This is a genomic window from Streptomyces luteogriseus, assembly GCF_014205055.1.
Taxonomy (GTDB): domain Bacteria; phylum Actinomycetota; class Actinomycetes; order Streptomycetales; family Streptomycetaceae; genus Streptomyces; species Streptomyces luteogriseus.
Map to the genome: position 1 here is coordinate 5,720,945 of NZ_JACHMS010000001.1, position 19,263 is coordinate 5,740,207.

At 71.0% G+C, this 19,263-nt stretch carries 18 protein-coding genes; 3 read left to right on the forward strand and 15 right to left on the reverse strand.

Features of this window, described 5'->3' with window-relative positions; all coding sequences use genetic code 11:
• Nucleotides 1-10: 10 nt before the first annotated feature.
• From BJ965_RS25385 to BJ965_RS25415, 7 genes are read right to left on the reverse strand one after another with little or no spacing between them, the layout of a single operon-like run.
• A complete protein-coding gene (locus BJ965_RS25385) occupies nt 11-1,042 on the reverse strand; it encodes a 2-hydroxyacid dehydrogenase (protein ID WP_184911091.1) in 1,032 nt (343 codons plus the stop codon).
• Nucleotides 1,039-2,064 (reverse strand): ABC transporter ATP-binding protein, encoded by a 1,026-nt coding sequence (locus tag BJ965_RS25390; protein ID WP_313667012.1) that lies wholly within the window; start codon nt 2,062-2,064, stop codon nt 1,039-1,041. The genes BJ965_RS25385 and BJ965_RS25390 overlap by 4 nt, the downstream gene beginning before the upstream one ends.
• Nucleotides 2,065-2,101: 37 nt before the next feature.
• Nucleotides 2,102-2,938 (reverse strand): DeoR/GlpR family DNA-binding transcription regulator, encoded by an 837-nt coding sequence (locus tag BJ965_RS25395; RefSeq protein ID WP_184911096.1) that lies wholly within the window; start codon nt 2,936-2,938, stop codon nt 2,102-2,104.
• Nucleotides 2,935-4,023 (reverse strand): ABC transporter ATP-binding protein, encoded by a 1,089-nt coding sequence (locus tag BJ965_RS25400; protein WP_184911098.1) that lies wholly within the window; start codon nt 4,021-4,023, stop codon nt 2,935-2,937. The genes BJ965_RS25395 and BJ965_RS25400 overlap by 4 nt, the downstream gene beginning before the upstream one ends.
• The gene (locus tag BJ965_RS25405; RefSeq protein ID WP_184911100.1) at nt 4,020-4,844 is read right to left on the reverse strand and encodes a carbohydrate ABC transporter permease; all 825 of its coding nucleotides are present in this window, start codon (nt 4,842-4,844) and stop codon (nt 4,020-4,022) included. Before BJ965_RS25405 ends, BJ965_RS25400 begins: the two co-directional genes overlap by 4 nt.
• Nucleotides 4,841-5,725, reverse strand: a complete 885-nt coding sequence (locus tag BJ965_RS25410) for a carbohydrate ABC transporter permease (protein WP_184911102.1) — start codon at nt 5,723-5,725, stop codon at nt 4,841-4,843. Before BJ965_RS25410 ends, BJ965_RS25405 begins: the two co-directional genes overlap by 4 nt.
• A gap of 3 nt (nt 5,726-5,728) precedes the next feature.
• A complete protein-coding gene (locus tag BJ965_RS25415) occupies nt 5,729-7,150 on the reverse strand; it encodes an ABC transporter substrate-binding protein (protein WP_184911104.1) in 1,422 nt (473 codons plus the stop codon).
• 156 nt (nt 7,151-7,306) lie between these two features.
• On the opposite strand from BJ965_RS25415, the gene BJ965_RS25420 reads away from it, so the two are divergent.
• The 3 genes from BJ965_RS25420 to BJ965_RS25430 are packed head-to-tail and all read left to right on the forward strand — an operon-like array spanning nt 7,307 to nt 10,188.
• Complete coding sequence (locus BJ965_RS25420; protein WP_184911105.1) at nt 7,307-8,779, forward strand: FGGY-family carbohydrate kinase; 1,473 nt, start codon at nt 7,307-7,309, stop codon at nt 8,777-8,779.
• Entirely contained in the window at nt 8,776-9,399 is a 624-nt protein-coding gene (locus BJ965_RS25425; protein ID WP_184911107.1) for a histidine phosphatase family protein, read from the forward strand. Before BJ965_RS25420 ends, BJ965_RS25425 begins: the two co-directional genes overlap by 4 nt.
• A 12-nt stretch (nt 9,400-9,411) precedes the next feature.
• Nucleotides 9,412-10,188 (forward strand): SAM-dependent methyltransferase, encoded by a 777-nt coding sequence (locus tag BJ965_RS25430; protein ID WP_184911109.1) that lies wholly within the window; start codon nt 9,412-9,414, stop codon nt 10,186-10,188.
• Nucleotides 10,189-10,301: 113 nt separating this feature from the next.
• Here BJ965_RS25430 and BJ965_RS25435 read toward each other — a convergent pair whose 3' ends face one another.
• From BJ965_RS25435 to BJ965_RS25470, 8 genes are all read right to left on the reverse strand, one after another.
• Nucleotides 10,302-10,949, reverse strand: coding sequence for a superoxide dismutase (locus tag BJ965_RS25435; RefSeq protein ID WP_184911111.1), 648 nt, complete (start codon nt 10,947-10,949; stop codon nt 10,302-10,304).
• A 94-nt stretch (nt 10,950-11,043) separates the two neighbouring features.
• The gene (locus BJ965_RS25440; protein ID WP_184911113.1) at nt 11,044-12,426 is read right to left on the reverse strand and encodes an amino acid permease; all 1,383 of its coding nucleotides are present in this window, start codon (nt 12,424-12,426) and stop codon (nt 11,044-11,046) included.
• Nucleotides 12,427-12,547: 121 nt separating this feature from the next.
• Entirely contained in the window at nt 12,548-13,441 is an 894-nt protein-coding gene (locus BJ965_RS25445; protein ID WP_184911115.1) for a TauD/TfdA dioxygenase family protein, read from the reverse strand.
• 33 nt (nt 13,442-13,474) lie between these two features.
• On the reverse strand, nt 13,475-14,815 hold the full coding sequence (locus BJ965_RS25450; protein ID WP_184911117.1) for an LLM class flavin-dependent oxidoreductase: 1,341 nt from the start codon (nt 14,813-14,815) through the stop codon (nt 13,475-13,477).
• Nucleotides 14,812-15,546: an ABC transporter ATP-binding protein gene (locus BJ965_RS25455; RefSeq protein ID WP_184911119.1), complete on the reverse strand. Its 735-nt coding sequence runs from the start codon at nt 15,544-15,546 to the stop codon at nt 14,812-14,814. Before BJ965_RS25455 ends, BJ965_RS25450 begins: the two co-directional genes overlap by 4 nt.
• Nucleotides 15,522-16,418, reverse strand: coding sequence for an ABC transporter permease (locus BJ965_RS25460; RefSeq protein WP_184911121.1), 897 nt, complete (start codon nt 16,416-16,418; stop codon nt 15,522-15,524). The genes BJ965_RS25455 and BJ965_RS25460 overlap by 25 nt, the downstream gene beginning before the upstream one ends.
• On the reverse strand, nt 16,415-17,473 hold the full coding sequence (locus BJ965_RS25465) for an ABC transporter substrate-binding protein (protein WP_184911123.1): 1,059 nt from the start codon (nt 17,471-17,473) through the stop codon (nt 16,415-16,417). The genes BJ965_RS25460 and BJ965_RS25465 overlap by 4 nt, the downstream gene beginning before the upstream one ends.
• A gap of 231 nt (nt 17,474-17,704) precedes the next feature.
• On the reverse strand, nt 17,705-18,904 hold the full coding sequence (locus tag BJ965_RS25470) for an ROK family protein (protein ID WP_184911124.1): 1,200 nt from the start codon (nt 18,902-18,904) through the stop codon (nt 17,705-17,707).
• Between the last annotated feature and the right edge of the window lie 359 nt (nt 18,905-19,263).

The following is a 19,263-nucleotide window of genomic DNA, read 5'->3' on the forward strand; positions in this document are numbered from 1 at the left end:
AGGTCGGTCCTCAGGTCAGACAGTGCGCGAGCGGCTCCCCGCGCACCCAGCGGCCCACCTCTTGGGCGGCGATCCGGGCGGCCTTCTCCGCGACCGCACGCGACGCCCCGCCCAGGTGGGGGGTGAGGACCACGCGGTCGGCCAGCCCCAGCAGCCGGGACTCCGCCGGCAGCGGCTCCCGCTCGTAGGTGTCCAGAGCCGCCGCCGACAGCCGCCCGCTCTCCAGCGCGTCACACAGCGCGCCCTCGTCCAGCAGCGGGCCCCGGGCCACGTTCACCACCACCGCGCCGGACGGCAGCAGCCCCAGCTCCCGGGCGCCGATCAGGCCCCGCGTCTCGGGCGTGAGCCGGGCGTGCAGGGTGATCACCTGGGAGCGGCGCAGGAGGTCGTCGAGGGAGGCCACCCGCAGGCCGTGGATCTCGCCGTGCACATACGGGTCGTGGACCATCACCCGGGCCCCGAACGCGCACAGCACCCGCGCGACCCGGCTGCCGACGGCCCCGTACCCGACCAGACCGACGGGCAGGTCCTCCAGCTCAAGACCGCTCCGCTCGTAGGTGTAGTACGTCGCGCCCTCCCAGCTGCCCTGCCGGGCGAGCGGGTCGTGGGCCTGGGGGATGCGGCGCAGGGCGGCCAGCATCATCCCCACGGTGAACTCGGCGGTGGCGGCGGCGTTGCGGCCCGGCGCGAAGCACACCCGCACGTCGTGGTCCCTGGCCGCGTCCAGGTTGACGTTGACCGGCCCGCCCCGGCAGACCACGACCAGCCTCAGATCCGGGCAGGCGGCGAGGACCTTCTCCGTCACCGGTCCCATCTGCGTGACCAGGACCTCCGCCCCGGCCAGCGCCTCGATCACCGCGTCCTCGGCGTCGCTGGCCTCCTGCACCTCGGCGACCGGCCCGAACGGCTCCAGCGGCCAGCCCAGTTCCAGCTCTCGGACGTCCGCCCGCCCCACCTCGTGCTCCACCGCCCGCGCGATCAGCGACGGCAGGACGAAGTGGTCACCGGCGGCCACGACACGCACGCTGTTTCCGTCAGTCATCGCAGTGAGGCTCCTGTCTCGGCGTCGAAGACATGGGTGTGCCGGGGGTCGGCGGCGACCCGGACCCGCTCGTCGTGGGCGAGCCGCACCTCGGGATCCGTGAGGACGACCAGATGCCGTTCGACACCGTCCAGGGCGAGGGTCGCCAGGCCCGACTCCAGCAGCGGTTCGTGGGCGACGACCCGGGCGGGCAGGCCGCCTTCGGCGGTGAGCCGGACGTCCTCGGGGCGGATCCCGACCACCACCTCACGGCCCTCGTCCACCGGCACGGGCAGGGCGAGGCGCACCGCGTCGGAGAGCCGTGCGTGGCCGTCGCCGGCGATGCCGGGCAGCAGGGTGATCGCCGGTTCGCCGACGAAGTCCGCGACGAACACGTTGGCCGGACTGTCGTAGATCTCATAGGGCGTGCCGAGCTGCTGGATGACGCCGTCCTTCATCACGGCGATCCGGTCGGCGAGGGAGAGGGCCTCCTCCTGGTCGTGGGTGACGAGGATGGTGGTGTGGCCCAAGTCCTTCTGGATGCGCTTGAGTTCCCGTCGGGTGGAGTCGCGCTGGGCCGCGTCCAGGTGGGAGAGGGGCTCGTCGAGGAGCAGGACGTCGGGTTCGCGGATCAGGGCGCGGGCCAGGGAGACGCGCTGCTTCTGGCCGCTGGAGAGGCCGGCCGGGCGGGCGCCGAGGAGGCCGGTCAGGCCGACCCGCTCGGCGATGTCCTTCACCTTGCGCTCGACATCGTTCCTGGAACCGCGGGCGGCCCCGCGCCGGGCCTTCAGCCCGAACGCCAGGTTCTCCGCGACCGACAGCGGCGGATACAGCGCGTAGTTCTCGAACGCGACCCCGATGTTCCGCTGCTGGGCGGGCCGTTCGACGACCGACGCCCCGCCGACCAGGATGTCCCCGCCGGTGACGGACTCCAGCCCGGCGATCATCCGTAACGTGGTCGACTTGCCGCATCCGGACGGCCCGAGCAGCCCGAGCAGCTCCCCGGACCGCAGGGTCAGGTCGATCCCGCGGACGGCGTCCACGGAAGGCCGCCCACGTGACCGGTAGGTCTTTCGCAGTTCACGTAGCTCCAGTCCCGTTCCGCTCGTCATGGCCGCCCTTCGTCGCGCAAACCTCGTAACGGACCTTGTGCTCATCCAGATCCCGCAGTGCCTCCGGCGACGCCCCGTCGTCCACGAGAAGCGTGTCGAAGCGGGACAGCGGGACGACCCGGTGCAGGGCGACCCGGCCGAGCTTGGTGTGGTCGATCAGCAGGACGTTCCGCGCCGCCGCGTCGAGCATCGCCCGCTTCACCGACACGATGTGCTGCTCCTGGTGGTAGGCGTAACCCCCGTGCACGGCCGACGTCGACGCGAAGCACACGTCCACCCGGAGCTGCTGGACGGCCTCCACGCACGACACTCCGAGGAACGAGGAGTGCAGCGGGTCGTAGTCGCCGCCCAGCGCCATCAGATGGATGCCGCGCTGGTCGGACAGGAGGTTGATGGCCTCCAGGAAGTTGGTGACGACCGTCAGCGGCGTGACCTCGGCCGTGCGCAGCCGTCTGGCTATCTCCAGGGTGGACGTGGAGTCGTCCAGCAGGATCGCCATCCCGGGCTCGACCATCCGCAGCGCGTGCTCGGCGACGGCCGCCTTCTCGGCGCGCATGCTCTTCAGCCGGTACTGCACGTTCGACTCGAAGACCCCTGACGGCTGCGCGGTCACCCCGCCCCGAAACTTCCGTACGATGCCCTGCCGTTCGAGCTCGTCGAGATCCCGGTGGATGGTCATCAGGCTCACCCCGAACCGCTCGGCGAGCTCCGCCGCCGTGGCCGAGCCGTCGGCCAGCACCTGCTCGGCCATGGCCGCCTGCCGCGCCGCGGGCCCCTGCTGTCCACCACTGCTGTTGCTGCTCATGGCTGTGTCTCTATCCGTCGTCCCGGTCGCTCCGGCCGGTCGGCCTCGAACAGCAGCAGGTTCTCAGGCCGGACCACGAGCCGTACCGGATCGTCCGCACGAAGGCGCGCCGCGTCGGCCCTGGGGGCCACCAGCGACACCCGCTGCTCCCCGGACCCGAGCCGCACGGTGACCTCCACGGACCGGCCGAGCACCTCGGTGACGTACACGGTCCCGGTCAGTTCGTGGCCCTCGCCGTGCAGGGCGAGGTCCCGGGGGCGCAGACCGACCAGGACGTCCGTGCCCGGTGCGGCCTGTGACCGGACCGGCAGTTCCACCCCGCCGTCCGAGCGCACGCCGTGCTCCGTCACCACTCCCGGCAGCAGGTTGATCCGGGGCCGGCCGAAGGCCCGCGCGACCTCGGTGTCATGGGGCCGGTACCAGATCTCCTCCCGGGTGCCGGTCTGCACGATCCGCCCCTCCCGGATGACCCCGATCCGGTCACCGAGCGCGAGCGCCTCGACCGAGTCGTGGGTGACGTAGAGGGTGGTGGTGTGCTGCACGGCCCCGATCGCCTTCAGTTCGGCCCGCATCTGCTGGCGGAGCTTGGCGTCGAGGTGGGAGAGCGGCTCGTCGAGGAGGAAGGCCCGGGCGGGGCGGACCAGCACCCGGCCGAGGGCGACCCGCTGCCGCTGGCCGTTGGACAACTGGCCCACGGGCCGGTCCAGCAGCCCGGAGATGCCGAGCAGCTCGGCGATCGCGCCGATCCGCTGCCGGGCCTCGGCGGCGGGCAGCCGGTGCCGGGGCGAGCGCAGCGGCGAGGCGAGGTTGTCGTAGGCCGAGCGGTGCGGGTAGAGGGCGTAGCTCTCGAAGCACATCGCCACGCCCCGGTCGTACGGCTCGACCCCCCGCATGTCCTCGCCGTCGAGCACGACCGTGCCGGAGTCGGGCTGTTCGAGCCCGGCGACGGTTTTCAGGGTCGTGGTCTTACCGGCGCCCGAGGGGCCCAGCAGGCAGAAGAACTCGCCCTCCCGCACCTCCAGTTCGAGCTCGTCGAGCGCGAGTGTCCTCCCGTACGCCTTGCGTATCCCGCTCAGCCGGATCAAGACTTCACCGCCCCGAACGACAGGCCGCGCACCAGATACCGCTGGATCGTCAGCGCCAGCAGCAGCGGCGGTACGACGGAGATCAGCGCGGCGGCGGCCGTGAGGTTGTACTTGGGCCGGTCCCCGCCGAGGAAGGACAGGGCGCCCACGGTCACCGTCTGGGCCTCGTTGGAGGTGAGGATCAGCGGGAAGACGAAGTTGTTCCAGGCGAAGATGAACGCCAGCAGTGACACGGCCGCGATGCCCGGCTTGACCAGCGGGAGCGCCACCCTGAAGAACGCCTGCTTGCGGGTGTAGCCGTCCAGCAGGGCGGCCTGCTCCAGCTCCGGTGTGAGATCGGCGAAGTAGGACCGCATGATCCACACGATCAGCGGCAGCGTGACGAGTTGCAGCACCCACACCATGCCGACGTACGTGTCGAAGAGACCGAGCTTCTGGTACAGCACGAACAGCGGGATGATGACGGTGAGTTCGGGTGCGAAGCGGAACGACAGCAGCGTGAACATCAGGTTCTCCGAGCCCTTGAACCGCCACCGCGCCGAGGCGTACGCCGCCGGCAGTCCCACGACCAGGGACAGCACGACCGCCCCCACCGACACCACCAGGCTGTTGACGAAGAACCGCACGAACGGGATGCCCTCGCTGTCGCCGAGGACCGTCCGGTAGCCGTCGAGGGTGGGGGAGAAGGAGAAGTAGGTGGAGAAGAGCTGGTCGGCCGGCTTCAGCGAAAGGATCACCATCCAGGCGATCGGGAACAGCGCGAAGACGAAGTAGAGGACGAGGGCCGCGTCGCACAGCCATCCCACCAGGCGCTTTTTCATGTGGTGACCTCCGCGGCCTTCCGCTGGATCTTCCCCAGGTGTTTCACCAGCACCATGGCGGCCAGGTAGACCACGGCCCACAGGACGATCGTGTAGGAGATCCCGAAGGAGTAGCGCTGGAAGCGGATGGCTTCCAGGTAGGCCCGGATCTGGAGTACGACGGTCGAGTCACCCGGCCCGCCCTCCGTGAGCGCGTAGATGATGTCGAACACCTTCAGCGAGTCCATGAACCGGAAGATCACCGCGACCAGGACGTACGGCCACAGCATCGGCAGGGTCAGGCGCCGGAAGGTGTACCACCACCCCGCGCCGTCCACGGCCGCCGCCTCGAACGGGGAGGTGGGCAGCGACCGCAGACCGGCGAGGGCGAGGATCGCCACGAACGGGGTGTAGACCCAGACGTCCACGGCGATCGACGACAGCAGCGCGCCCGTCGGGGTGTCGGTCCACTGCACCCCGCCCAGCCCGAAGGGCTTGAGCAGGTGGTTGACCACCCCGACCGACGGCTGGAGCATCAGCTTCCAGATGATCGCCGCGATCACCGGGGCGATCATCAGCGGCAGGATCAGGATCTTCTCCAGCACCCGGCCCAGCAGGGACGAGCGGTACAGGAGCAGGGCGACGGCCACGCCGAGCACGGTCTCGGTGAGGGCCGCCCCGACCGCGTACAGCACCGTCACCCACGCCGAGTTCCAGAACGCCTCCTGGGTGAAGACGGCTCTGTAGTTCTCGAACCGCACCATGTCCGGCTGCGGTTTGCTCGCCGAGAAGTCGAACAGCGTGTAGTACAGCCCGAGCCCGAAGGGGTAGAGGATCCCGCAGGTCAGCAGCAGTGCCGGGACGATCAGGAGGTACGGGCGCAGGGTGAGCCGCCACCCCATCGGCTAGCCCACCTTGCCGGCGAGGTCGTCCGCCAGCCCGTCCAGGACCGACTGCGCGCCCTTGCCGCCGTAGATCTCCTGGAGGGCCGCCGCCCAGCTGGTCGTCGCGTCGAAGAACTGCGCCTGCGGGGTGAACTGGATCTTCGTCTGGTCGACGACCGTCTCGAAGGTCTCCAGGAAACCCGGCAGATGCCGCATCTTGTCCTTGTAGGCGGCGTCGTCGGCGACGGACTTGCGCACCGGGTCGATGTGGTTGTGGGCGATCGCGCTCCTGCGCAGGTGGTCCTTGCCGGTCGCCCACTGCAGGAACAGCCAACTGGCGCTCTTCTTCTTGCTCTTGGCGTTCATCCCGAGCGACCAGATCCACATGTTGGTGGCGAGCGACCCGCCGGGCCCCTTCGGCCCCGGGTGGAAGGCGATCTTCCCGGAGGCGGGGCTGGCGCCCTTCACCGCCTGGAAGTAGGCGGCCGTGTCGGCGTCGAACAGCATCCCGGCCTTCTTCGCGCCCAGGTCGCTGGAGCACTGGTACCAGGTGTACGACGTCCAGGACGGCGGCCCGCCCCGCTTGACCATGCGGGCCCAGTCCTCGGTGAAGGCGACGGCCTCGGGGCTGTTCATGGCGGGGGTGAGCTTCCCGCCGTCGACCGTGAAGTCCTTCAGCCCGTTGCGGGCGTACATCGTCATGAAGCCCGGGTGGATGGTGGCCCAGCTCCTGGACCCGCGTACGGCTATCCCGTACATCCCGTCGAAGCCGGCGCCCGGCGCCTTGCGCTTGATGGTGCCGGCGAGTTCGGTCAGTTCGTCGAACGTCTCGGCCGGCTTCACGCCGAGCTTCTTGAACAGTTCGGTGTTGTAGGCGACGACGTTGGTCTCCCAGCCCCACGGCAGCGCGTACTGCCCGCCCTGCCCGAGCGGCGCGCCCGCCTTGAGAGACCACTGGTCGGCCTGGAGCAGGTTCGGGAAGAAGTCCGCCTGGTCCCATTCGGCGCCCGTCGCCGAGGAGTTGCGCATCCAGGGGCCCAGGTCCTCCAGCCAGTTCGGCGGGCCGTACTGCCACACCATGTACGCGCCGAGCATGAAGACGTCGTAGGAGGCACGCCCGCTGGACAGGTCCACGGTGAGCTTGTCGAAGTAGTTGTCCTCGGGGAAGACGTCGTACTCGACCTTGATGCCGGTCTTCTCGGTGAACGACTTCAGGTCGGCGATGAGGGCGTCCGTGTACGGGTGCTTGTTGAGCAGGGCCTTGACGGTGGTGCCCTTCTCCCGCTTCCAGTCGAAGGAACCGGTGACGTCGTCCGCCGCGGACCCGTCGCTCTTGTCGTCGTTGCCGCCGAAACCGGCGCCGCAGGCCGTGAGCAGCGGGGCCGCGGCCGCCCCGGCGGCGAGGGCGAGGAAGCGCCGGCGGTCGTGCACGTGCGTGTCCATCCGTACCTCCGCGTGGAGCCTGGTTAACACGTCGAGTCGACTCGTTAACAGAGGGTGGAACGGCTGAAGTTGGGCGTCAATCCCTCGCGCACGGGAAAATATCGGTGCACAGTGAGAAGTTCACAGATCCGGCTGCGACGGCACGGGAGGTTCCGGATGGTGGACGAGGGTGCGGGCTGGCTGGGTATCGACCTCGGCACGCAGAGCGTGCGCGTGCTGCTCGTCACCGCCGACGGCCAGGTCCTCGGCAGCGGCTCGGCCCCGCTGACGGGCCGGCGGGACGGGGTGCGGCACGAGCAGGACCCGCTGCGGTGGTGGGCGGCGCTGTGCACGGCGTCCCGGGCGGCCCTCGGCTCCGCGCCCCCGGGCCTGCCGGTCGGCGGCCTCGCGGTGTGCGGCACGTCCGGCACGGTCCTGCTGACCGACGGCTCCGGCCGCCCGGTGAGCCCCGCGCTGATGTACGACGACGGTCGGGCGAAGACCGAAGCCGCGCGGGCCCGTGAGGCGGGGCTCGCCGTCCAGGACACCTGGGCGCTGCCCAAGGCGCTGTGGCTGCTCGGGGAGTACGGCGGCGGCTCGCTGCGCTTGGCACACCAGCCCGACCTGGTCGTCTCCCGGCTCACGGGCCAGCCGCCCCCGGCCGATTCCAGCCATGCCCTGAAGACGGGCTACGACCTCGACGGCGACCGCTGGCCGCAGGCCGCCCTGGCCGGACTGGGCGTGCCCGACAGCCTGTTGCCGAGCGTCGTCCGCCCCGGGACGCGCCTCGGCGAGGTCTCCTCGGCCGGCTCCGACGCCACCGGCATCCCCGCCGGCACACCGGTGCTCGCCGGCATGACCGACGGCTGCGCGGCCCAGATCGCGTCGGGCGCACTGCGGCCCGGCTCCTGGAACTCCGTGCTCGGCACCACGCTCGTGCTGAAGGGCGCCGCCCGCGACCCGGTCCGCGACCCCGCCGGCGTGGTCTACAACCACCGCGCTCCCGACGGCACCTGGCTGCCGGGCGGGGCGTCGAGCGTCGGGGCCGGGGCGCTCACGGCGCGCTTCCCCGACGCCGATCCGGCCGGCATGGACGCGCGGGCGGCCGCGTACGAGCCGTCCCGCGCGGTCGCCTACCCGCTGGTGTCACCGGGGGAGCGGTTCCCGTTCCGGGCGCCGGAGGCGACCGCGCTGGTCCTGGGCGACCCCGCGGAGGACGCCGACCTGTGGGCCGCGCTCCTCCAGGGCGTCGGCTTCGCCGAACGCCTGTGCCTGGACTACCTGCACCACCTCGGCGCTCCCCTCGACGGCCCGCTCACCTTCACGGGGGGTGGCGCCCGCAGCCCCTACTGGAACCAGCTGCGCGCAGACATCCTGGGCCGCCCGGCCCGCGTCCCCGAGCAGACCGAACCGGCCCTGGGCATGGCGGCGCTCGCCGCGTACGGGGCGTCGGGGGGCGATGCGCTCGCGGACGTCGCCGAGCGCATGGTCCGCGTCCGGACCCTCGTCGAACCCCGCCCCGGCCGCACGGCCGTCTTCGCCGAGCCGTACGCGCGTCTCGTCGACGCCCTGCGGGACCGCGGCTGGCTGCCCGCGCCGGTCGCCGCGCACGCACACAGCCGACTGAGCCGGGATACTTCCGCATCATGAGTACGACCCTTCTGCTGGTCCGCCATGGACAGACCGTCTGGCACGCGGAGAACCGCTACGCCGGCATCAGCGACATCGACCTCACCGACACCGGCCGCACCCAGGCCGAGGCCCTCGGGCGGTGGGCCGGCGCCCATCCCGTCGACGCGATCTGGACGTCCCCGCTGTCCCGCGCCGTCGCCACCGCCGAGCCCGCCTGCCGGGCCCTCGGACTCACCTCCCAGAGCGAACCCCACCTGCGTGAATGCGACTTCGGCGTGGTCGAAGGCCGTACGCTCGCCGAGTTCGAGGCCGAGGACCCGGAGTGGGCCGCGGCCTACCGGTCCGACCCGGTGGCGCACTCCTTCCCCGGCGCCGAGGACCCGCTGGCGGCGGCGGCCCGCGGCGTGCGCGCCCTGCGGGACATCGCCGCCGCCCACTCCGGCGAACGCGTCCTGGTCGTCGCCCACAACACCCTGCTGCGCCTGGTGCTGTGCACCCTGCTGTCGATCCCCGTCGCCGAGTACCGCAGAGTGCTCCCCCGGCTGCGGAACGCGGCGATCAGCGAACTGCGCATGAACCCCGACGGTTCCGCCGCACTCCTCTCACTCAATGTGCCGTGCGAGGCCGATGTGCCGTAGCACCATGGGCACATGACGCAGATCGACACATCGGTGCCGCATTCGGCCCGGATCTGGAACTACTGGCTGGGCGGCAAGGACAACTACCCGGTGGACGAGGCGGCGGGTGACGCGTACACCGCCGTCTTCCCCGGCATCGTGACCATCGCCCGCAGCAGCCGTGCCTTCCTGGGCCGCAGCATCCGGTACCTCGTCCAGGAGGCCGGCGTACGGCAGTTCCTCGACATCGGCACCGGCCTGCCGACGGTCGACAACACCCACGAGGTGGCCCAGCGCCTCGCTCCCGAGTCGCGCGTCGTCTACGTCGACAACGACCCGCTGGTCCTCGCGCACGCCCGCGCCCTGCTCACCTCCACCCCCGAGGGCGTGTCGGCGTACGAGCCGGTCAGTCTCTACGAGCCCGAGCGGATCCTGGAGGCCGCCGGGAAGACCCTCGACCTCACCCGGCCCACGGCCCTGATCCTCAGCGGCATCCTGGGGCACGTGGCCGACTACGAGCAGGCCCGCGACCTGGTCCGCCGTCTCCTGGCCGGTCTGCCCCCGGGCAGCCACCTCTCCCTCAACGAGGGCTCCCGCGGCACGGATCCGGCCTACGAGCAGGCCCAGGACGCCTACAACGAGACGGGCGCGGTCCCGTACTTCCTGCGGCCGGTCGAACAGATCGAGGCGTTCTTCGAGGGCCTGGAGCTGGTGGAACCGGGCGTGGTCTCGGTGCCGCTGTGGCATCCCGAGCCGGGCGCGCCGGACGAGCCGATCGGCCAGCACGGCGGGCTGGGCCGCAAGCCGTAGCGCGCACACCACGGAAAGCCCCCGCGAGTCACGTCCTCGCGGGGGCTCCCTTCTTTCCGCCTGCCGTTCGTGAAGGGTGAGAAGACGATCACGAGGCAGGACGCTTCACGGCCTCAGGGGGCCAGCAGCAGCACATCCGCCCGGGACTTGGCGGCCTCGTGACGGCGCGCCACGTCCTGCCAGTTGACGACCTGCCACATCGCCTCGATGAAGTCGACCTTCTGGTTCTTGTACTGCAGGTAGAAGGCGTGCTCCCAGGCGTCGAAGACGAGGATCGGGGTGGCGCCCTGGCCGACGTTGCCCTGGTGGTCGTAGACCTGCTCCACGATCAGCCGCCCGCTCAGCGGCTCGTAGGCGAGCACGCCCCAGCCCGAACCCTGTGTGGTCGCGGAGGCCTTGGTCAGCTGCGCCTTGAAGCCGGCGAACGACCCGAACGACTCGACGATGGCGTCGGCGAGCTCCCCCACACCGTCGGCGGCCAGCGGCTCACCGCCACCGTCCTTCGGGCCGGTCATGTTCTGCCAGTAGATGCTGTGCAGGATGTGCCCGGACAGATGGAAGGCCAGGTTCTTCTCCAGCCCGTTGACCGCCCCCCACGTCTCCTTGTCCCGCGCCTCGGCAAGCTGCTCCAGCGTGTCGTTGGCGCCCTTCACATAGGCGGCGTGGTGCTTGTCGTGATGCAGCTCGATGATCTCGGGGCTGATCACGGGGGCGAGCGCGGAGTAGTCGTAGGGCAGTTCAGGCAGCGTGTAGACGGGCATGGGCGGGATCCCCTCCGGACCTCTTATTGCAACTTGCTTGCAACTGCACGCTAGCAGCAGGAAGGGTTCGCGGGGGCCCAAGGCGGTGGATCTCCTACTGCTTGGCGCGGGCCTTCTGCCACCCGTACCCGACGGCCGCCAGGACCAGGATCATCCCGCCCGTCGAGTACAGCTGCACCCGCGTGTCCGGCTCCCGGGCCATCAGGACGAAGACCGCGGCCATGCCGGCCAGGGCGACCCAGGTCAGCCAGGGGAACGCCCACATGCGCACGGCCAGCTTCTCGGGTGCCTCGCGCTCCAGGCGGCGGCGCAGACGCAGCTGTGAGACGGCGATGAAGATCCAGACGGCCAGGATGACCGCGCCGATCATGTTCAGCAGCCAGGCGAAGACGTCGTCGGGCCGCCAGTAGCTCAGCAGCACGCACAGGAACCCGAAGACGGAGGACGCCAGCACGGCGATCCGCGGCACCCCGCCCGAGACCCGGCCCAGCCCCTTCGGGCCCTGGCCGCGCTCCACGAGCGAGTAGGCGATGCGGGAGGCGCCGTAGATGTTGGCGTTCATGGCGGACAGCAGGGCGACCAGGACGACCACGTTCATCAGCTGGCCGGCGCCCGGGATGCCGAGCTCGTCGAGGGCGGCGACGTACGGGCCCTTGTCCACGACCGCCTGGGAGTCCCACGGCACCAGCGTGACGATGACGGCCATCGAGCCGATGTAGAACAGCGCGATGCGCCACATCGCGGTGCGGACCGCGGTCGCGACGCCCTTGACGGGGTTCTCCGACTCGGCCGCCGCGATGGTGACCGTCTCCAGGCCGCCGTAGGCGAAGACCGACGCGAGCAGGCCGATGACCAGGCCCTCACCGCCGTTCGGCAGGAAGTCCGTGAGGTGGCTCGCGCCGGGGGAGTCCGTGCCGGGCAGGATCCCGAGGATCGCCAGGACGCCGAGCACCAGGAACAGGGTGATCGCGCCGACCTTCAGCGCCGCGAACCAGAACTCGAACTCGCCGAAGTTCTTCACGGCCGCGAGGTTCGTGCCGCAGAAGACGACCATGAACAGCGCGACCCACGCCCACTCCGGCGTGCCCGGCAGCCAGCCGCTGACGATCTTCGCGGCGCCGATGCCCTCCAGGCCGACGGCCGTGCAGAGCAGCACCCAGAAGGACCAGCCGGCGGTGAATCCGGCCCAGGGGCCGATCGCCCGCTCCGCGTGCGCCGAGAACGACCCCGACGACGGATACGCGGCCGACATCTCGCCGAGCATCCGCATCACCAGCATCACGAGGACACCGGACAGGGCGTAGGCGACCACGATCGACGGACCGGCCGCGGCGATGCCGGCGCCGGAGCCGACGAACAGACCGGCTCCGATCACCCCGCCGAGGGCGATCATCGACAGATGGCGCTGCTTCAGGCCGTGGGACAGGGAGGTGCCGTCCGTGCTGGGCGGGGTCCCTGTGGTGGTGCTGCTGGGCATGGGCGCGGCTCGTCCTGTGCGTGAGAGGCGTACGAGGGCAAAAACGCCGCCAGTCTCGGATGCCTCTCCGCTCACACGGAGAGGCATCCCACCATCCGGACGGTCGCGTCGCTCTGTGTGGCTAGGCGGCGACCGGTGAGTAGTGCGAGGCGTCGCCCTCGATGACGTAGCTCTCCTTGCCCTCCACCGCCACCGGGACGTCCCCGGCGACCGTCACCCGGTGCAGGCGCCGGGGCCGGCCGTCGTAGTTGTCGACGGCGTAGTGCTGGGTGATGCGGTTGTCGAACAGGACGAGCTGGTTCGGCGACCAGCGGTGGCGCAGGACGTTCTCCGGCCGGGTGACGTACGCCTGGAGCAGGTCGAGGATCTTGCGGGACTCGCCGGGCGAGAGGCCCACGATCCGCTGGGCGAAGCCGCCGATGAACAGCCCGCGCTCGCCGGTCAGCGGGTGGACGCGCACCACGGGGTGGACCGTGCGGTACTTGATCGAGGTGAACTGGGCGCGCCGGGCGGACTGCTCCTCGTCGACGTCCTCCTCGGGGACGGCGTAGTCGTAGTCGTTGGTGTGCTCGGCCCACAGGGTGTCGGCGAGGTTCCGCAGCGACTCGGGCAGGTTGCGGTAGGCGGCGGCCGAGCTGGCGATCAGCGTCTCGCCGCCGTAGGGCGGAACGGTGATGCTGCGCAGGCTGGTGGCCTGCGGCGGGTTCAGCACGAAGGTGACGTCGGTGTGCCAGTGGTTGGCGGCCCGGCCGCCCTCGCTGTCGACGGGCAGCACGTTCGGGGCGCCGTCGACGGCGGACACCGTCGGATGGGCGGTGGTGATGTCCCCGAAGTGGCGGACGAAGGCCTGCTGGCCGGCGTCGTCCAGGCCCTCCGCGTCGAAGACCAGGGCCTTGTGGACGTTGAGCGCCTCGCGCAGGGCGGTGGAGGTCTCCTGGTCGAGGGGCCGGGTGAGGTCGACGCCCCCGACCCGGGCGCCGATGTGCGCGGTGACCTTGTGGATCTCGATGGTCATGACGGGTTCCTTTCAGAAGAACCGGAAGAGGGGTCAGACGAGAGCGGGGGCGATGACGTGCTGGTTGGCGGGCCGGGGGAGGCCGTAGCGCTCCCGCAGGGTCCGGCGGGCGTCGCCGTACTCGGTGCGGAGCAGCCCGCGGGCGCGCAGGATCGGGACGACGTGGTCGACGAAGGTCTCCAGGCCGGACGGCAGTACGGCGGGCATGATGTTGAAGCCGTCCGCGGCGCCCGACTCGAACCACAGCCCGATGGTGTCGGCGACCTGTTCGGGCGTACCGGCGAAGGTGAGGTGCCCGCGCCCGCCGCCGAGCCGCCCGATCAGCTGCCGCACGGTGAGCCGTTCGCGGCGGGCCAGCCCGACGACGAGCGTGTAGCGGCTCTTGGCGCCTTCGACGGCGCTCTCCGGCGGCAGGTCGGAGGGGAGGGGGCCGTCCAGCTCCAGGGTGCCCGGGGCCAGTTGCAGCAGCCGTTCCAGGCGGTCCACCCCGTGCGTGTGCACGATGTGGTCCTCCAGGATCCGCTCGTTCGCCAGCGCCTCGGCCTCCGTGGAGCCGATCACCGGGACGATGCCCGGCAGCACCTTGATGTGGTCGGCGTCCCGGCTGGCCGCGACGGTCCGGGCCTTGAGGTCGGCGTAGAAGGCCCGCGCGTCCTCGATGGTCTGCTGGGCGGTGAAGACGGCCTCCGCGTACCGCGCGGCGAACCGCTTGCCGTCCTCGGAGGAGCCGGCCTGCACGAGCAGGGGGTAACCCTGGGGTGTGCGGGGCACGTTGAGCGCCCCTTCGACGCTGAAGTACCGGCCCCGGTGCCGGGGCGGGTGGATCTTCGCGTCGTCGCCCCACACGCCCGCCGCCTTGTCGGCGACGACCGTGTCGTCCTCCCAGCTGTCCCACAGCTTCAGCGCCACGTCGAGGAACTCGGCGGCCCGCGCGTACCGCTCGGCGTGCGCCGGTTCGGCGTCCAGACCGAAGTTCCGGGCGGCCTCGGCACCGGCGGTCGTGACGATGTTCCAGCCCGCCCGGCCGCCGCTGAGGTGGTCCAGCGTGGCGAACCTGCGGGCCAGGTTGTACGGCGAGTTGTACGAGGTGGAGGCCGTGGCGATCAGGCCGATGTGCTCGGTCGCCGTCGCCAGCGCGGTCAGCAGGGTGATCGGCTCCAGCGCCCCGGCGGGCCGCTGGGCGAGGTTGTTCCACAGCTGTGGGCCGTCGGCGAGGAACAGCGAGTCGAACGTGCCGCGCTCGGCGATCCGGGCGAGCCGTACGTAGTGCGCCAGGTCCACATGCGCGTACGGGTCGCTCTCCGGCAGCCGCCACGACGCCTCGTGGTGGCCGGTGTTCATCAGGAACGCGTTGAGGTGCAGCTGTCTGGTCATCGGTGGTCCTCCGTGACACCGAGCGCGGCCAGCAGCCGCTCCCGGTACTCGCCGAGCAGGGGGTCGCGGTACGACCGCGGGTGCGCGCGGTCGATGGTGAGGTCGAGGCCGATCCGGCCCTTGTCCAGGACGAGCACCCGGTCGGCGAGCACGATCGCCTCGTCCACGTCATGGGTGACCAGCAGCACCGACGGCCGGTGCCGTTCCCACAGCTCCCGGAGCAGGCCGTGCATCCGGATCCGGGTGAGCGCGTCCAGCGCCCCGAACGGCTCGTCGGCCAGCAGCAGTTCCGGCTCCCGTACGAGCGACCGGGCCAGGGCGGCACGCTGGGCCTCCCCGCCGGACAGCTCGCCCGGCCAGGCCCGCTCGCGGCCCTTCAGCCCCACCTCCTCCAGTGCCGCGCGGCCCCTGCGGCCGGCGTCCTTGCCCTCCGCGCCGAGCAGCACGTTGTCGAGGACCCGCCGCCAGGGCAGCAGCCGGGAGTCCTGGAAGACGACCGACACCCGCTCGGGCGCGGTGAGTTGCCCGGATCCCGTGACGCCGTGATCGAGTCCGGCGATCGCCCGCAGCAGGGTGCTCTTGCCGGAGCCGCTGTGCCCGAGCAGGGCCGTCAGCTGCCCGGCGGGCAGATCGAGGTCGATGCCGTCGAGGACCGTGCGCCCCTCGAACGACCGTGTCAGGCCGCGCAGTTGGACGGCGGGACGGGTCAGCTGCTCAGTGTGCGGCGCCATGACAGCACCCTCCGTTCGACGATACGGACCGCGCTGTCGGAGATGAGGCCGAAGATGCCGTAGACGACCAGGCCGACGAGGATGACGTCCGTCTGGCCGTAGTTCTGCGCCTGGAACATCATGTAGCCGAGGCCGCTGGTGGCGTTGATCTGCTCCAGCACCACCAGACCCAGCCAGGAGCCGGTGACTCCGAGCCGCAGCCCGACGAAGAAGCCGGGCAGGGCGCCGGGGATCACGACCTGCCGGGTGAACCGGAGTTTCGACAGCCCCTGCACCTCGGCGAGTTCGACATAGCGGCTGTCGATGCCGGACAGCGCGGCGTGCGTGTTGAGGTAGATCGGGATGTAGACGACGATCGCGATGATGGCGATCTTGAAGGTCTCACCGATGCCCAGCCAGAGGATGAACAGCGGGATCAGGCCCAGGGTCGGGATCGCCCGGTTGAGGTTCACCGTCCCGTCGATCAACGCCTCCCCGGTCCGGGTCAGCCCGGCCGCCAGCGCGAGCAGGATCCCCACGACCAGGCCGATCGAGAAGCCGGTCGCCGCGCGCTGCAACGAGGTCAGGATGTCGTCGGGCAGCGTGCCCGCCGTCCACAGCCGGCTGCCCGTCTCCAGCACCGTCCAGGGAGCCGGGATCGCGCCCGGGTCGAGCAGCCCGGCGGCTGAGGCGGCGCTCCACAGCGCGAGCACGGCGGCCGGACCGACGAGCCGGGTGGCGGGCAGGCGCTTGCCGGGGGCCAGCCGCCGTCGCCGGCGCACCTGGCGCGTCTCCTCCTCGGCGAGGGGAGCGAGCGGTGCGGTGGTGCTCGTGTTCGTGTTCGTGGTGCTCGTGCTGGTCGTCGTGTGCGTGGTCGTGGTCACGGCGGTCACCTCCGGTACTCCGCGGGCACGGCCTTGGCCGCGAGGGACTCGAAGCGGTGGTCGAACAGCTCCGAGACGTCGAACTTCTTCACGAAGCCGCCCTCCGCGAGCAGATCGGCGGTCTCCTGCTCCCACCTGATGGCCTCGTCCCAGCGGGGCGGGAACAGCGGCTTGTTGGCCAGCGCGGTGACCGCCTTCGCCTGCGCGAGGGTGAGGTTCTGCGTCCCGACGTAGAACTGCTCGTTCCACTCGTCGGGGTGCTCGTAGGTCCACACCTGGCTCTTCGCCCAGTACGGGACGTACGCGGCGACCGCGGCGGCTTTCGCCCGGTCGTTCAGCACCGACACCGGCGCCCACAGCAGGCTGAGCAGGTCGACCACGTCCGTGGTGATGGTCCGGGCCGACTTGTACTGCGTCAGATACGCGGGCGCCTGGGTGTTGGCGAGCGGCGCGATGTCCACCTGCCCGGACTGCAGGGCGGTGAGGAACTGGTTGCTGGTCAGCGGCACCAGTTTCACGTCGTCGTACTCCAGCCCGGCCTTCTTCAGCGCCCGCAGCAGGACGACGCCCTGCGCCTGGCCCTGGGAGAAGGCGAGCCGCCTGCCCCGGAAGTCGGAGACCCGGCGGATGTCGCTGCCGGGCTTGGTGGCGAAGAGGTAGTTGGGCTTGCGGGTGATGTTGATCGCGACGATCTTCGCGTCGAAACCCTGGTAGTGCGCCTGGATCGGCGGGATCCCGGCGTTGTTGGCCACCTCCAGGGACTTCGCGCGGAAGGCGTTGATGACATCGGGGCCCGCGCCGATGTTCAGCCAGTCGGACACCTTGAACGGCAGATCGCGGAACCCGGCCAGCTTGAACTGGAGTTGCTGCGCGTTCTGGTACGAGGAGATCTTCAGGCTCGTCCCCGCGGGGACCTTGGAGGCCAGGGGAGCGTCGGAGGCCGTCTCGTCGGCGGCCGCGCTGCTGTCGGCGCAGCCGCTCAGTCCGGCCGCCGCGGCCGTCACGCCGAGCAGTGAGGTCAGGAACAGACGCCGGTCTGGACCGGAAACGGAGGACGAGGGCATGGAAGGCTCCCTGGGTATGGAAGACGGCACAGCGAGCGGAATTCCGGGCAGGAAAAGATCTGCCGAGGGAATTCACGCGAATGTCACAAAGGAAGGAGAAGGCGCTCCGTGAAGGGGCGCCGGGGGCGCGTCAACGGGTCAGCAACAGAGAGTGCGACAGCTCGTGAGCGGGCTCATGAACAGGATGTTCCTGGTCAGCGGCCTGGCCTGTCAACATTCCGAGTTTCTGAATTAAATAGCCTCAGGTGACGCGGCCAGCGGATCCCGGTAGAGGACATCGAGGGCCACCGAACCACCGGCCACCGCCGGCACGGAATCCGCGAAACTGATCGGCGAGACGGTCGCGGCGCGATCCGCCCCGACCTCCTCCCGCAGCGCGGCCAGACAGTCCTCCCGGTGCATGGCCCCGATCTCCGTCACGACCACCCGCTCCGGGTTGAGCACATCGAGCAGCAACCCCACCGCACGGCCCACCCGCCGCGACCGCTCCCGCAGCAGCCCCGCGGCGACCGGGTCACCGGCCGCCGCCGCACCGACCACCTGCATCGGGTTCACCCCGTCGACGACGCCCGCCTCACGGGCCCGCCGGCACAGGGTCGCCTCGCTCAGCTCGACCTGGAGGCACCCCACCCGGCCGCAGTCGCAGGGCTCCGTGCCGCCCGGCACCGGCAGATGGGCGATCGTCCCCGCCTGGGAGCGCGGCCCGTGGTGCACCTCGTCATGGGTGGTGAACGCCGCGTCGACCATGTGGCCCGCGAACAGGTGCAGCACACTGCCGCTGCCCCGCACGCGCCCGAACAGCCGCTCCGCGTTCACCAACGCCCGCGCGTGCCCGTCCACATGGACCGGCAGTCCGGTGCGGGCCCCGAGCAGCTCCCGCACCGGCACCTCGCGCCAGCCCAGCAGCGGATGCTCCACGACGGTGCCCGAGTCCCGGTCCACCCAGCCGCCCGCGGCGAACCCGACCCCCAGCACCCTGCTGCCGGGAGCACCGGCGAGCAGCGCCACCAGCGCGTCGGCCGCCCGGGCCAGCACCCGGGCGGGCTCGGTGCCCTTGTGCCGCAACTCGCTCCGGGCCACGACCCGTCCGCGCAGGTCCAGCAGCGCGACCGTGGTGTACGGCACCGCCACATGCACCCCGCCCACCACGAACCGGGTGTCGTCCAGGTCGACCGGCAGATGCGGCCGCCCCACACCCTTGGACCGCCGCGGCACGGTGGATTCGCGGATGAGTCCCAACTCGCTGAACCGGGCGCAGTAGTCGGTCACCGACGCGGGCGACAGGCCGGTCAGCCGGGCGATGGTGCTGCGCGCGACCGGTCCGTGCTCCAGCACGGACCGCAGGACGACGCTCGCGCTGGTGCGGCGCCGGTCGCTGTCGGCGACACGGGGGATGGGGGACGTCAGAAGGGGAGCCGCGGTACGGGGCATGGGAATCTTCCTGGAGGCCGGTCCGACACTGCGCCGTCTGGATCGGCGGGCCGGATCCCTCCGCCCCGCCTCACCGAGGGCGGCGACAGGTGGCCGTGCCCTGGCGTCGCAGGTCGACATAGCGACGCGACGAGAAGTACCGGGCCTGGGCAACCATGTTCGCGACGCTAGCAAAACAGCCCCACACTGCCCAGACGGCGACCGACGGGCGAGACGGCCACCCCGGTGCCTTTGGGGGAAACCTACAGAGGCCTGACTTCCGGCTCCCGTGCCGCACGGCACCTCATCACCGTGACCGGCATCACGCCTGACTCGCTGTAACCCGCACCCTTTGTTCGAAGCCGACCAACGGCCGGTCC